At 69.4% G+C, this 13716-nt stretch carries 16 protein-coding genes; 2 read left to right on the top strand and 14 right to left on the bottom strand.

The genetic code is table 11. From position 1 onward, the window contains the following. Positions 1-5: 5 nt before the first annotated feature. On the bottom strand, positions 6-689 hold the full coding sequence (gene minC / locus ASG40_RS12260) for a septum site-determining protein MinC (RefSeq protein WP_055885867.1): 684 nt from the start codon (positions 687-689) through the stop codon (positions 6-8). A 315-nt stretch (positions 690-1004) separates the two neighbouring features. Between minC and typA the strand changes: the two genes are divergently transcribed. Next, the gene (gene typA / locus ASG40_RS12255) at positions 1005-2828 is read left to right on the top strand and encodes a translational GTPase TypA (protein ID WP_055885865.1); all 1824 of its coding nucleotides are present in this window, start codon (positions 1005-1007) and stop codon (positions 2826-2828) included. 83 nt (positions 2829-2911) lie between these two features. On the opposite strand, the gene ASG40_RS12250 is transcribed toward typA, so the two are convergent. The 11 genes from ASG40_RS12250 to ASG40_RS12210 form a co-directional block, all read right to left on the bottom strand. Continuing rightward, positions 2912-3094 carry a hypothetical protein gene (locus ASG40_RS12250; protein ID WP_055885862.1) on the bottom strand — a complete coding sequence of 61 codons (183 nt, stop codon included), beginning with the start codon at positions 3092-3094 and terminating at the stop codon, positions 2912-2914. Beyond that, the gene (locus tag ASG40_RS20635; protein WP_200944259.1) at positions 3078-3410 is read right to left on the bottom strand and encodes a hypothetical protein; all 333 of its coding nucleotides are present in this window, start codon (positions 3408-3410) and stop codon (positions 3078-3080) included. Before ASG40_RS20635 ends, ASG40_RS12250 begins: the two co-directional genes overlap by 17 nt. A gap of 3 nt (positions 3411-3413) precedes the next feature. Then, on the bottom strand, positions 3414-3575 hold the full coding sequence (locus ASG40_RS21250) for a hypothetical protein (protein ID WP_156387700.1): 162 nt from the start codon (positions 3573-3575) through the stop codon (positions 3414-3416). An 86-nt stretch (positions 3576-3661) separates the two neighbouring features. Next, positions 3662-5362, bottom strand: coding sequence for a SpoIIE family protein phosphatase (locus tag ASG40_RS12245; protein ID WP_055885861.1), 1701 nt, complete (start codon positions 5360-5362; stop codon positions 3662-3664). Between the two features lie 5 nt (positions 5363-5367). Beyond that, the gene (locus tag ASG40_RS12240; protein WP_244480606.1) at positions 5368-6285 is read right to left on the bottom strand and encodes a GGDEF domain-containing protein; all 918 of its coding nucleotides are present in this window, start codon (positions 6283-6285) and stop codon (positions 5368-5370) included. Beyond that, positions 6282-6686: a DUF1987 domain-containing protein gene (locus ASG40_RS12235; protein WP_055885858.1), complete on the bottom strand. Its 405-nt coding sequence runs from the start codon at positions 6684-6686 to the stop codon at positions 6282-6284. Before ASG40_RS12235 ends, ASG40_RS12240 begins: the two co-directional genes overlap by 4 nt. Positions 6687-6700: 14 nt before the next feature. Continuing rightward, positions 6701-7264, bottom strand: coding sequence for a SiaB family protein kinase (locus tag ASG40_RS12230; protein ID WP_055885856.1), 564 nt, complete (start codon positions 7262-7264; stop codon positions 6701-6703). 355 nt (positions 7265-7619) lie between these two features. Then, on the bottom strand, positions 7620-8591 hold the full coding sequence (gene cysK / locus ASG40_RS12225) for a cysteine synthase A (RefSeq protein WP_055885853.1): 972 nt from the start codon (positions 8589-8591) through the stop codon (positions 7620-7622). Positions 8592-8788: 197 nt separating this feature from the next. Then, positions 8789-9901 carry a glycosyltransferase gene (locus tag ASG40_RS12220; RefSeq protein WP_055885850.1) on the bottom strand — a complete coding sequence of 371 codons (1113 nt, stop codon included), beginning with the start codon at positions 9899-9901 and terminating at the stop codon, positions 8789-8791. Between the two features lie 40 nt (positions 9902-9941). Continuing rightward, positions 9942-10106: a hypothetical protein gene (locus ASG40_RS12215; RefSeq protein WP_156387699.1), complete on the bottom strand. Its 165-nt coding sequence runs from the start codon at positions 10104-10106 to the stop codon at positions 9942-9944. Positions 10107-10223: 117 nt separating this feature from the next. Beyond that, the gene (locus ASG40_RS12210; protein WP_055885843.1) at positions 10224-10727 is read right to left on the bottom strand and encodes an META domain-containing protein; all 504 of its coding nucleotides are present in this window, start codon (positions 10725-10727) and stop codon (positions 10224-10226) included. Positions 10728-11029: 302 nt separating this feature from the next. On the opposite strand from ASG40_RS12210, the gene ASG40_RS22220 reads away from it, so the two are divergent. Further along, positions 11030-11350, top strand: a complete 321-nt coding sequence (locus ASG40_RS22220) for a helix-turn-helix domain-containing protein (RefSeq protein ID WP_244472386.1) — start codon at positions 11030-11032, stop codon at positions 11348-11350. Between the two features lie 2 nt (positions 11351-11352). Here ASG40_RS22220 and ASG40_RS12200 read toward each other — a convergent pair whose 3' ends face one another. Further along, on the bottom strand, positions 11353-12594 hold the full coding sequence (locus ASG40_RS12200) for an NAD(P)/FAD-dependent oxidoreductase (protein WP_055885840.1): 1242 nt from the start codon (positions 12592-12594) through the stop codon (positions 11353-11355). Next, positions 12591-13541 (bottom strand): LysR family transcriptional regulator, encoded by a 951-nt coding sequence (locus ASG40_RS12195; RefSeq protein WP_055885837.1) that lies wholly within the window; start codon positions 13539-13541, stop codon positions 12591-12593. The genes ASG40_RS12200 and ASG40_RS12195 overlap by 4 nt, the downstream gene beginning before the upstream one ends. Positions 13542-13716 lie beyond the last annotated feature (175 nt).

Below are 13716 nucleotides of genomic sequence, written 5' to 3'. Positions count from 1 at the left end.
TTCCCTTATTCCAGAGCTGCAATCTTAATGGCGCTGCCGTCGAGCCAGACCTGCGCGGAACGTCCGCGGAAGGCCGGTCCCATGTCCTCGGCGGTGCGGACGAGGCGGTCGATCCCGAGGAGTTCGGGCTCGAACTTGCGGCAGTAGATGCGTGCGCGCGGGTTGCGGGCCGCACCCGCGATGGCCCGGCCGCGCAGGGCGCCGTAGACGTGGATCGAGCCGCCGGCCAGGATCTCCGCCCCCGAGGAGACGGACCCCATCACCGTGACGTCGCCGCCGCGGTGGACGATCGACTGACCGGACCGGACCGAGCCTTCGACGACCAGCGATGTCAGGTCGGCCTCCGAGGGCTCGACCGGGATCTCGATGGTCGCCACCGGCCGGCCGGCGGAAAGGAGAGGGGGGAACGCGAGATCGGAGAGGGCCGGGGCCGCACCCTCGATGCCGAGGATGCGAATCTTGCGGGCTGTCAGCCCGGCGAGCACGGCCTGCAGGCCGAGCCGGTCGGGAGCCAGGGTCGCCACGTCGAGGATCACCGGGCGACCGTCGAACAGGGTCGGCGAGCGCCTCAGCGAAGCGTCGATATCGACGAACCAGTCGTCGATGGGCGTCGCCGGAGTCAGGATCAGGGCCTTGAAGGCCCGGCCCCGAATCTGGACGGCACGGCGGGTGGGGGAGGTCTGGGTCACGGTCTCTCGCGATTCCTTACCCAATCATTGACGTCCCGCATGGTTACCGGATGGTTAACGCGTCGACCTCTCGCGGTCCCGGGACGGGGCAATCAACGCATTCGTGAACGTCGATCACCGACGCTGCCCGTGCCGGACGGTGCATCTTCCGGTGCCGCGAAACCGCGGCCCGTCGCGGGGCGATGCCGACACTGCCCTTGCCGGATGGGGCGCGACCTTATATTGCGGCGCGATAGCTCGATTGAAGGACCCGGCGTTGCCGGCCGCATTTCCGCGGTCTGTCGCGTGACGGGCTCGACTCGCTTCGGATACCCCATGAAGCTGCGCAACATCGCCATCATCGCCCACGTCGACCACGGCAAGACGACGCTCGTCGACAAGCTGCTGTCGCAATCCGGCTCCTTCCGCGACAACCAGCGGGTCGAGGAACGGGCGATGGACTCGAACGACCTCGAGAAGGAGCGCGGCATCACCATCCTCGCCAAGGCGACCTCGGTCGTCTGGAAGGACACCCGGGTGAACATCGTCGACACCCCCGGTCACGCCGACTTCGGTGGCGAGGTCGAGCGCATCCTGTCGATGGTCGACGGCGTGATCGTGCTGGTGGACGCGGCCGAAGGCCCGATGCCGCAGACCAAGTTCGTGGTCGGCAAGGCCCTCAAGATCGGCCTCAAGCCGATCGTCGCCATCAACAAGGTCGACCGTCCGGATGCGCGCATCACGGAAGTCGTCAACGAGGTGTTCGACCTGTTCGCGGCGCTCGACGCCACCGACGACCAGCTCGACTTCCCCATCCTCTACGGGTCGGGCCGCTCGGGTTGGATGGCGACCTCACCGGACGGTTCGCAGGAGGACGGCCTCGCCCCCCTGTTCGATCTGGTGCTGGAGCACGTGCCCCCGGCCAAGACCGAGGAGGGTCCGTTCCGGATGCTCGGCACGCTTTTGGAGGCCAACCCCTTCCTCGGCCGCATCATCACCGGGCGCATCGCATCGGGCACCGTGAAGCCGAACCAGGCGATCAAGGTGATGGACCGCGAGGGCAAGCTCGTGGAGACCGGCCGCGTCTCGAAGATCCTCGCCTTCCGCGGCCTCGAGCGGGCGCCGATCGACCTCGGCGAGGCGGGCGACATCGTCTCCATCGCCGGCCTCGTGAAGGGCACCGTCGCCGACACCTTCTGTGACCCGCAGGTGGACACACCGATCCAGGCCCAGCCGATCGATCCGCCCACCGTCACCATGTCCTTCATCGTCAACGATTCGCCGCTTGCCGGCACCGAGGGCGACAAGGTCACGAGCCGGATGATCCGCGACCGCCTGTTCAAGGAGGGCGAGGGCAACGTCACGCTCAAGATCGAGGAGGCCGCCGACAAGGACTCCTTTTACGTCTCGGGCCGCGGCGAGTTGCAGCTCGCGATCCTGATCGAGACCATGCGCCGCGAGGGCTTCGAGATCGCCGTGTCGCGTCCGCGCGTGGTGCTCTCCAAGGACGAGGACGGCGGCATCCTCGAGCCGGTCGAGGAAGTCGTGGTCGACGTCGACGAGGAATACTCGGGCGTGGTCGTGCAGAAGATGTCCGAGCGCAAGGCCGAGATGATCGAGATGAAGCCCTCGGGCGGCAACCGCCTGCGCCTCGTCTTCCATGCGCCCACCCGTGGCCTCATCGGCTACCAGGGCGAACTCATGACCGACACCCGCGGCACCGCGATCATGAACCGCCTGTTCAAGGCGTACGAGCCCTACAAGGGCGAGATGCCCGGCCGCCGCAACGGCGTGCTGATCTCCAACGACAAGGGCGAGGCCGTGGCCTACGCCATGTGGAACCTGGAAGATCGCGGTCCGATGATGATCGAGCCCGGCGCCAAGGTCTACCAGGGCATGATCATCGGCGAGCACAACCGCGAGAACGACCTCGAGGTGAACGTGCTCAAGGGCAAGAAGCTCACCAACATCCGCACCACCTCCAAGGACGAGGCCGTGCGCCTGACGCCGCCGATCCGCATGACCCTGGAGCGCTCCCTCGCCTGGATCCAGGACGACGAGCTGATGGAGGTCACGCCCAAGTCCATTCGCCTGCGCAAGATCCACCTCGACCCCAACGAGCGCAAGCGCTTCGAGCGTTCGAAGGAAGCGGTGGCCTGATCCGGGCCGACACCGACGTTTGAGAGACAAAAGGCCGGGCGCAAAGCCCGGCCTTTTTCGATTCCGAGCCGCCGGAAAGGCCTTCAGCTGCCGCCCGGGTCGGTCTCGCCATCCGACGACGGTTCGCCCTTCGGCCCATGGCCCGGCTTGCCGTCCGTCTTCTCGTTGGGGTCCATCACCGCATCGGGGGCGATGTTGACCGGTTCCTTCTTCGGCTCCGTCGCCTTGCCCGGCGGTGGCTCGGCGGCCTTATTCTCGTCGATCATGTAAACCTCCGTCCTTCGTCTTCCCGGTCTCGTGGTCGTCAACGATCCGGCGTTCTTCACCGCCGGGACGGGCCATCGTCTTGTCGGATTCGCCTTGGGACGAACCGCCCACGGGCACCGGCGCCCGGCCGGCAGGACCGTTCTCCGACCATTCGTCGCGACGATCGGCGTCGGACCGTCCGCCCGTGCCCTGGCTGGTGAGGGCAGCCTGCTCTGGCGTCGCATGGCCGCCGCCGACGGCGGGATCGCCTTGCGTACCGACATCGTCGGGCTTGCGGGTGACGGTGGCGCTTGGGGTCACGCTTGTGCCGGCCATGGCTCAGCCCTCGTCCCGGCCGACCGCGGCTGTCGCCCGATCGATCGCCTCGGAAGCCTCCTCGTTCTTGTCGAGATCCGTATCCGCCGTGCGCGCGGCATCCGCGAGGGTCTTGGCGCGGGCCTCGGCGTCGTCGGTCCTGGTCGGGGTGGTGCTATCGGTCATCGGATCGATCTCCTATCGGGAGGACAACCCGGGCCAGTCCATCGGGGTTGCTCCCCTGCGTCGTCGCTCCGAGACGGGAGCGACCGTCAGCCGGCCGAACGGACGACCTCGGGATCCGGCCTGAAGGCCACCAGGGTCATGTCGTCACGACGGGCCTCGCCGCCACGATAGGCCGTCAAGGCGTCATCGAGGGCGGCCACCTGAGCGCTCAAGGGCCGGTCGCGCACGTCGAGGAGGATGTCCGTCACCCCCCTGTGACCGAGGAGGCGTCGTCCACCGCCCTGCGGGTTTCCCATCTGGTCGCAGATGCCGTCGGTCATCAAGTAGAAGACCTGGCCGGGCTCGACGGGCGCCGTCACGTCCGCGATATCCGGCATCGTCTCTCCATGGCGCGGGTAGCCGATGCCGCGTCGCCCGCCCTTGATCCGGACGGCGCCGCCGGGTCCGATGGCGGTCAGCGACAGGCCGGCACCGGCGAACCGCAGGGTGCCCTCGGCTCGATTCCACAGGCAGATGCCGCAATCGAGGCCGTCGTCGGAATCCGAGCCGCGGCCGTCCTGGCGCAGCTGGGTCCGCACCATGCCGTCGAGGGCCGCCAGGATCTCCGCCGGCGAACGCAGGCCGCGTTCGTGCAGGATGCGATCGAGGGCGGTGGCGACGATCAGTGTGATGAAGGCGCCGGGCACGCCGTGGCCGGTGCAATCGGCCACCACGACGATGCTGAGGTCGTCGAACTGTTCCAGCCAGAAATAATCGCCGCCGACGAGGTGGAGCGGCTCCCACAGGACGGCGATCTCGACCCCCGCCTCGCTGAGGGCGAGGCGGTCCGGCAGCACGGAGGTCTGGATGCGGCGGGCATAGCCGATGCTCTCCATCACAAGGCGATTGGCGCCTTCGAGGTCTCGATGCGCCCTTTCGAGCTGCGCGAGCAGGGTCCGGGCCTCGTCACCGCTGCGAAGGCCGTCGACCATGCGGTTGAAGGCCGACGAGATCACGTCGATCTCGTTGCTGGCGCGGGCGGCGCCCCCGAGGTCCACCGACACCCAGCGCTTGTGCTCGACCTCGCGCATGGCGGCGAGCAGGCGCTTGAGGGGCGTCAGGACGTGGCGGCGGACATTGGCGTGCAGGGTGAGCACGAAGGCCATCATCAGGATCAGGCTGGCCCCGAGCGCCATCAGCGCCTGTTTCTCGGCATTGCCGCGCAGGGCCTCCGTCGACAGCCCGAGGGTCAGGGTACCCACCGGCGCCGGCTCGCCGGCGACGGTCAGCTCCGCCACCGTCTGGACTGTGTCCCAACTGCGTGTCCGCGGAGTCTCGCCGATGGTCATGACAGGGGCGCCGGCGGCGTCGGTCAACCGAGCGAAGCGAAAGGCGGGGTCGAGGGCCAGGGCCTGCACCTGCGGCCGGTAGATCTCCGGGTTGGCGGCCCAGTCGGGCCGGCCGATCGCCCGGGCGGTGAGGGTGGCGAGCAGGGTCGCACGCTCGCCGTAGAGGCGCATCGCGTCCGTGTAGTTCACCCAGGCGGTCCCGATCTGGGTCGCCAGCACCACCACCGCGATGACCGGATAGATGCGCAGGAACAGCGTGTGGGCCAGGCTGTCGAGGTCGCGGCCGCGGGCGGCGCCGCGCAGGGCGCCGGGACGCATGCCCGTCTCCGTCGCCTCGCCCGCGACGTCCGCGAAGCCGGCGAGCGCGACGAAATCGTCGCCCCTCAAGGGGCCGCCGCCACGGAGCGAGCGGTTGCGGCGCGGGACCGGATCGAGGGCGAGGTCGGGCGCGTCCGTCATCGGCGTCACACCATCCCGGGCATCGGCTCGGCGGCGTCGCAGACGCAGTTCCGGCCGGTGTGCTTGGCGAAGTAGAGAGCGGCGTCGGCCCGGCGGAGTGCCGCCTCGATGGATTCGCCCGCCACGGCCGCCGCGGCACCGACGCTCACGGTGATCGACAGCGTCGCGCCGTCCCAGGCCACCTCCGTCGCGGCGACTGCCTCGCGGATGGTTTCCGCCACGGCGAGCCCCGTGAGCCTGTCCGCCCCGGGAAGCAGCACGGCGAATTCCTCCCCGCCCATCCGCCCGATGACGTCATCGGGCCGCAAGCGGTCGCGACAGGCCGCCACGAACGCCTTGAGGGCGGCATCGCCGGCGCCGTGGCCGAAACCGTCGTTCAGGCGCTTGAAACGGTCGAGGTCGAGCATCAGGACGCAGATCGGCGCCTGCGAGAGCCGATGCCGCGCCCATTCGCGCTCGCCGACCTCGAGGAAGTGGCGGCGGGCATGGGCGCCGGTGAGGTCGTCCATGTCGGCGAGGCGCCGCAGCTCGCCTTCGAGGCGCGTGCGATGCCGGATCTCGCCTTCCAAGGCCTCGTTGAGCGACTGGAGGTCGCGTCGCTGCTCGGCCAGGCAATGGTTGGCCTTCTGCAATTCGGATTGCATGCGGTCGCTCATCCGCACGAGGCGCTTCTGCTCGCGCAGGCTGCGGCGGTAGGAATCGGCGAGGCTCCTGACCCCCCCGGCCATCTCGGTGAGCCCCGCCAGCATCTCCGTCGTGCTGACGAGGACGGCCTCCTCGGCATCGTAGAGGCTGAATTCCTCCACGGCAGGACCCTGGATGACGGGACCCTGGATGACGGGACCCTGGATGACGGGCCCCTGGATGACGGGCCCCTGGACGACGGGAGCCTGGACCATCGCCGCGCCGGCCTTCGCCCTCATCGGCGTGCCTCCTCGGCCTGCGGCGCCGTCACGAGGTCGAAGCTGCCGTAGGAGAAATCGGAGGCGAAATCCTCGCCGGCTTCCTGGATGGTGTCGTCGCCCTCGGCGTAGAACCAGCGGATGGCCACCGGCCGGCCCTCGGCGGCGGCGTCTTCGAGCGCCATGAACAGGTTCATGAGCGCCTTCGCGCTGGAGCTGTTGAAGTAGGCCAGGGCGACCTCCACCGTCACCGCGTCCTCGCCGCCCTGTCCGAGATAGGCGCGCAGCGATTGCAGCAGGGGCCCGAAAAAGGCCGCGGCATCCTCCGGGTACGATTCGCCGCGGATCCGCAGCAGGCCTGCGGAAAAATCGAAGTCCACCGCGGGCGATCGGTCGGTGGCGGGGATTTGAATTCTGTCCATCGCAGAACCACCGTCTAGATATAGGCTTTGAGGCAGAACAGGCAGCGGTCGCCGGCAATGTCGTGGAAGTCGTATTCGACCGGCGCGCTCGACCGCCGGGCGATCTCGATGAGGCCGATGCTGCCGCCGAGGCTGCCTTCGTCGGGCGCCTGGCGCAGCTTCTCGCGGTAGAAGCGCTTCAACTCCTCGCTCGACAGGCCGACGATGTGCGCGAGCCGGCTCCTCAGGGTCGGCACGTCGGCCTGCGGCACCTCGTTGCCGCACACGACGAAGAACCGGCCCTCCTCGACGCCGACGACGATCATGCCGCCGCTGACGAGGCCGGTCGGGCCCGGCGCCTTGTCCTGCGGCCGCGGCAGCTTGTCGGCCGAGTACCGGATGATGTTCTGCGCCTGCTCGACGAAGATCGAGAACACCCGCTTGGCGACGGAGGCGTCGGTCTCGCCCTGGCTCATGCGCAGTTTCAGGACTTCGCCGAGCGAGAACAGGACGTTCTCGGAGAGGTCGCCACCGAAGGACAGGATCACGCCGCCGCGCCGCGACGCCTCATGGAACGTCAGGAAATCCTGCGCCAGCATCACCGCTCCCCGCGTCTTGCACCGTGCCCGCCGCCTCGCGGCCGCAACGATGCCCGTTCCAAATAACGGCACAGACGTCTAACAGAGGGTTACTGCGTTGCGGAATGCGCTGATCAATCATGCGCCATCCTGCGCTGCCATAAGGCAAATTCGTATTCACGCACCGTCGTATGGGGACTGAGCGGTCCATTTCGCTCGTCGGTCGGCGCCATCGGACCACGATGCCCTCGGCCGTACCGGTCATGTGCAAGGCGCGGGCCGGATTTCTCCGGCCGGCGCGGTCGATCCGACGACGACCGGCTCCGTCCGCATGGAGCCGGCGACCCGGCCGAGGCAGGCTCGACCGGGACGTCCCTCAGCCGATGCCTTCAAACAGCGCCGAGGAGATGTAGCGTTCGGCGAACGAGCAGGCGACGGTGACGATGCGCTTGCCCCGGAACTCGGGACGTTCGGCGAGCTTGAGGGCGGCCGCGACGTTGCCGCCGGTGGAGATGCCGCCCGGAATGCCTTCGAGCCGCGCCACCAGGCGGGCGGTATCGAACGCTTCCTGGTTGGAGACCGTGATGACCTCGTCGACGACGTCGCGGTGCAGGTTCTCCGGGATGAAGCCGGCACCGATGCCCTGGATCTTGTGCGGGCCGGGCTGGCCGCCGGAGATCACGGGCGAATCCACCGGTTCCACGGCCACGACCCGCAGGCCCGGCAGGCGCGGCTTGAGCACCGAGCCGACGCCGGTGATGGTGCCGCCGGTACCGACGCCGGCGACGAAGGCGTCGAGCTGCCCGCCGGTGTCGCTCCAGATCTCCTCGGCGGTGGTCTTGCGGTGGATTTCCGGGTTGGCCGGGTTCGAGAACTGCTGGGGCATCACCGCGCCCGGAATCTCGGCGAGCAGCTCCTCGGCCTTGGCGATAGCGCCCTTCATGCCCTGCGGGCCGGGGGTCAGCGCCAGCTCGGCACCGAGGAAAGCGAGCATCTTGCGACGCTCCAGGGACATCGTCTCGGGCATGACCAGGATCAGGCGGTAGCCGCGCGCGGCCGCCACGAACGCCAGGGCGATGCCGGTGTTGCCGGAGGTCGGCTCCACCAGGGTGCCGCCGGGCTTGAGCCGACCCGATGCCTCGAGGGCGTCGATCATGTTGACGCCGATGCGGTCCTTCACGCTGGCGATCGGGTTGAAGAACTCGAGCTTGAGCAGGATCTCGGCCTCGATCCCGCGCTCCTTGGTGATGCGGTTGAGGCGGACCAGGGGCGTGTTGCCGATGGTCTCGGTGATCGAACCATAGATCCGGCCGTGGCCGACCTTGGCGGAAGAGGACGTCTCGGCCATGGGGTCTGATGCTCCTGGAGGGACGGCCGCCGCGCGGGCGACCCGTCCGAAGATCGGAAGGCGCCGGGATATCGCGTCGCCCCGCGGGAGGCAATCGCCAACACTGCGGGAACGACAACAACCTTCTGTATCGATAAGCTTTTTCCGCGACCGTAGAAGAACTGTTGCGATCGATTGGGGATTTGAAGGAGATCGATCTACCGACCCCGATCCGCCGCTGGGTCGAGGCTGGCTCCCGCCTGCGTCCAGGCTTCCAAGAAGCCTGCGGCCATCGCGTCGATGCCGAAGGCGCGCACGATCCGGGCCCTGGCCGCAAGCCCGGTCTCGCGGCGGGCGATCGGGGCGAGGGCGCCGAGGTCGGCCAGAGCCGAGGCCACGGCGGCGGGATCGCCGGGCGGGACGAGCCGGCCGCTTCCGGAGAGGATGAGGCCGGCATCACCCACCCGCGTCGCCACCGGCACCAGGCCGGCCGCCATGCCTTCGGCGAGGGCGTTGGAGAAGCCCTCGCCGAAGGCGGACGTCGAAAGGACGATGTCGGCGGCCGCATAGAGGCGGGGGAGGTCGTCACGGCGCCCGAGGGCGATGGCGTTGGGCGGCAGGGCCAGTGTCTCGGTACCCGCACCCGCCAGGACGAACCGTAGCTGCGGCACCAGCGCGGCGGCGGCGAGCACGGCGCCGTGGTCCTTCATCGGGTCGAGCCGGGCGGCGTGGATCACCACGACCGCATCCTCGGGGATGCCGAGTTCCGCCCGGATCACGGCTCGGGCCGCCGTATCCGGACGGAAGCGCACCGTGTCGATACCGTTGGGGATCACCGCGAGGCGGCGTGGGCGGTAGCCGAGGCCGCAGTGGAAATCGGCACCGGCCTGGCTGTTGGAGACGACGAGGCCGGGCCAGCCGGACAGGGCGCGGCCGATCCGCAGGAGGCGTCCGTAACGGGCGTGGTCGATGTCGGAATTGCGCCATCCCCAGGCGAGGAGGCTGCGGCGCGGCGCCCCTGCCAGCCGGTGGGCGAGGGCCGCGAACAGATCGCCGTGATAGAGCCAGCCCTGGATCACCGCCGGCCGCAGGCGGCGGATCAGCCGCGACAGGGACAGGAGCGAGGCCGCAGCCCCGGCGAGCCCTCCCGGCGCGAGGACATGAACGGTGACGCCGGCGGCGGCCAGCGCTTCGGCGTTCTCGCCCCCCCGCGTCAGGCTCACCACGTGCTGGGGCAGGCCGCGCGCCTGGAGCGAGCGGCAGAGGGCGACCAGCATGGTCTCGGCGCCCCCCGTGCGCAGGCCGGAGATGACGTGGAGAATGGGGCGCAACGCCGTCAGGCCACCATGGCGGCGGGATCGCCCATCCGTCTCAAAGCACCGACAACACGATCAGCGTCGCGAGGACAGGCGTCGCCGCGGCGATCCAGGCGGCCATCCAGTCGACGCTCGCCACGAAGACGTAGCGCGACGCTTCTCGCGAGCCGTGCCGCAGGACGCCCGCGCCACCGGTGCCGTCCGAGGATAAACCGATCATGCGCCGCGATCCCGTCATGGGACTGAGGAAGGCGCCGATCGGGTTGAGGGGGGATGAATCGACGGGCCGGACCGTCGATCGTCGTCAACGGGCGGTTAAGCGCCCCGGCCGGTCCGTTCAGAGCGCGCGGTCGAAGCGTAGCTCGCCCTTCTGGCTCTTGATGATGAGTTGCGAGCCGACGATGTCCCATGCCCCGGCGGTACGCAGGGCGATGAAGAAGTCCTGCTCGGAGGCGCCGACGCCCTTGTCGCAGGGCTTCTTGGTGAGGGCCAGCGGGCCGACCGCGAGGTTCTGGTCCTTCAGCGGGAAGGCGGTGGCGGCGAAGGTGTTGCAGCCGCCGTAGCCGCGGGCACGGTACTGCTTGTCGATGATGAAGCTCGGCCGGTCGTTGCCGTTGAAGGGCTTGCCGTTCAGGCTCACCGCGGTCCAGGTGGAATCGAGCGGAAAGATCTTCTCCTGCGCCTTGGCGGCGGGGACGTACTGCTTCTTCTCGGGCTTCTCGCGGTTCTCCTTGCCGAAGCCGGTGACGTTGTTGTTCATCTGCGCCTGGGCGGCATGGCCGGCCATCAGGGTCGTGCCGGCGATGGCCCAGGCCATGGCGGTGCTCAGCATTGCTTTCATCGGTCGGCCTCCTCTGTCGCCGGCAGCGCGTCGATCGTCCGATGCCCGGGATCGGCGCGACGACGCGGGCGCCCGTGTCGTTGTCTTCGACCGGATCGCGTCGCCCATCGGATAAGATTCCAGCACAAATATGGTCAAGGGCGCGACCCGTGCTTTTCGCGATCTCTCCCGCCTCGATTTCCATTGCCCTCGAACATCGACGCGGCCGGCGTTACCGCACGCGGTGGCCCAAAGACTCTGAACGATCCGGCCGTGACCTCGTTGTCCGGACGACATCACCGCAACAGGACGGAGTGGGCGACGTGGCCGGATCGGACGAGAGCGCACAGGACGGTATCGGGCTGGCCGTCATCAGCCCCGCCCAGGCGCGGGCGGCCCGGGCGCTCCTCGGGTGGTCGCAGGCCGAGGTCGCGAGCAAGATCGGCTTCTCGGAGGAGACGATCCACGATTTCGAGGCCGGCTACGGCAACATGCCGTCGGGTCAGGTCGAGGCGCTCAAGAGCGCCCTCACGACCGCGGGCATCCTCTTCAGCAACGGCAGCGAACCGGGGGTCAGCCTGAGCCGGCGCGGCCGGGACGAGGGAACCCGGGCCGACGACCTCACCACCGAGAACGATCGCTGAAGTCAGGCGCCGCCCTTGGCGAGCGCCTTGAGGTCGTAGCCCGGATCCGCCGCCCGGTCCGGTGTCAGGTCGAGGCCGAGGGCGAGGATGCGGCGAGCCGCCATGTGGTCCGCGCCGCGATCGACCGTCTCGACCGCACTGAGACGGCCGGACCGGTAGCGGAACACCGACAAGCCGGTGGAGGCCGGTCTCACCACCTCCTCGTCGGTGGGGGCCGACAGGCCGGCGATCTGGAGCTTGTGCGGGCCCTGGTCGCTCCAGAACCACGGAACGGCGTCGTAGGGCGCCGGCCTGCCGAGGAGGCGGGCGGAGAGGCAGCGGGCCTGGTCGACCGCGTTCTGGACCGATTCGATGCGCACGACGTCTCCGCCAGGCAGTCCGGCGGCGAAGCGAGACGGGAAGCGGGCCACGTCCCCCAGCGCCGAAACGGCGGGATCGCCGGTGGCCAGGAGAGCGTCGACCAGGATGCCGTCGGCGGTGGCGAGGCCCGCCTGCGCGGCGATCTCCTGGTTCGGGATCACACCGATGCCGACCAGGACGAGGTCGGCCGGAAGGCTGGTGCCGTCGGCGAGATCGACCGCTGCGACCCGGCCGTCCCGCCCGGCGATCGACCGGAGGCCGGCGCCGAAGGCGAACCGGACCCCGGCACCCTCGTGCGCGGCGCGGAAGAAGGCCGCGGTCTCGGACGAGACCGCGCGAGCCATGGGCCGGTCGGCGGCCTCGACGACATGGACCCCGAGACCGCGCGCGGCGCAGACCCCGGCGAATTCGAGACCGATGAACCCGGCACCGACGATGACCACCGACCGCGCGGTCGCGAGGTCGGCCTGCAAGCGGTCGGCATCGGCGAGCGAGCGCAGCTGGTGAACGCCGGCAAGGTCCGCGTCGGCGAGCGGAAGCGACCGGTTGCGCGAGCCCATCGCCAGGACGAGATGGTCGTAGGCGAGGGGGGCGGCGCCATCGAGGTGGACGAGGCGCGCCACCCGGTCGATGGCCAGGGCACGCGATCCCGGCCGATGGTCGATGCGGTGCTCGATCAGATAATCCCGCGCGCGCAGCGCCAGGCCGGCCGCGTCCACCTTGCCGGCCAGGTAGGCCTTGGAGAGGGGAGGGCGCTGGTAGGGCAGGCCCGGCTCGTCGCCGACGAGGGCGAGAGGGCCGGAGAATCCGCCCTCGCGCAGGGATGCGGCGACCTGGAACCCGGCCTGGCCCGCACCGAGGATGACGATGCCGGCTGTGCTCACGCTTCGAACCCCGAGGGCGCGCGCCCGGCGGAGGTGTCGAGGGTGGGCAGCCAGCGCGCCCCCTCCTTGACCACGAAGTCCCAGCAGGCGGCGGCTGCCGGGCCGAGCACCTTGTCGGCGCGGCGGACCGCGTACCAGTCGCGCCGGATCGGCAGCCCGTGGACGTCGAGGAGGATCAGGCGGTGGCTCCCGACCTCCGCCGCCACCGTATGGCCGGAGATCAGCGCGATCCCGAGCCCCGCCATCACCGCCTGCTTGATCGTCTCGTTGGAGGCGGAATCGATCCCGAGCTTGGCGCGCTTGATCATGACGCCGGACATGAACTCCTCGAACACCGTGCGGGTGCCCGAGCCCTCCTCGCGCACGAGGAAGGATTCGTCCGACAGGTCCGCCCGCGTCAGCCCCGAGCGGCCGGCCAAGCGATGTCCCGGCTGTGCCACCAGCACCAGCGGATGCGCGCCGAAGGTCTCCGCCTCGATGGCGAAGTCGCGCGGGGGGCGTCCCATGATCGCGAAATCGATGGCGTAGTTGCGCAGGGCGTCGACGGTGTCGCCGCGGTTGCCGACGGCGAGATTGATCTCGACGGCCGGGTTCTGGGCGCAGAACCCGGCGATCACCTGCGGCGCGAAATACTTGGCGGTGGAGACGACCCCCATCGCCACGCGCCCGCCGCCGCCGCCCTTGAGGATCTCGAGGCGTTCGGCGCAGGTCTCCAGCACCGTGTTGATGCTGTCGATCGCCCAGAGCATCTCGCGCCCGGCGTCGGTGGGTTTCAGGCCCGTGGGCGTGCGGTCGAACAGGAGCAGCCCCGCCTCCTCCTCGAGCTGGCGGATGCGGGCATAGAGCGCGGCGGAGGTGACGTTGAGCTCCTGGGCCGCCCGCGTCATGGTGCCGAGGCGGGATACGGCGGCGACCGCCTGGAGCTGCTTCAGGGAGAGGTTGCGCATGCGGCGGTTCTTAGTTTTTTTGGGAAGGGCCGCAAGTTTTTTCAGAATTCCTATCGGCGAGGGTTTGCCTCATGCGGCCCGCCGATTAAGCCCGCAGGTCAGATGACGGGCACGGCGAGGTGCTCGACGCGGAAACGGGCGGGCGGTGTCTCCGGCGTCCGAATGGTGTGAGAGG

Origin of the sequence: Methylobacterium sp. Leaf399 (genome assembly GCF_001424525.1) — a bacterium.
Taxonomy (GTDB): domain Bacteria; phylum Pseudomonadota; class Alphaproteobacteria; order Rhizobiales; family Beijerinckiaceae; genus Methylobacterium.
This window is presented reverse-complemented; position numbering and strand designations above follow the sequence as displayed.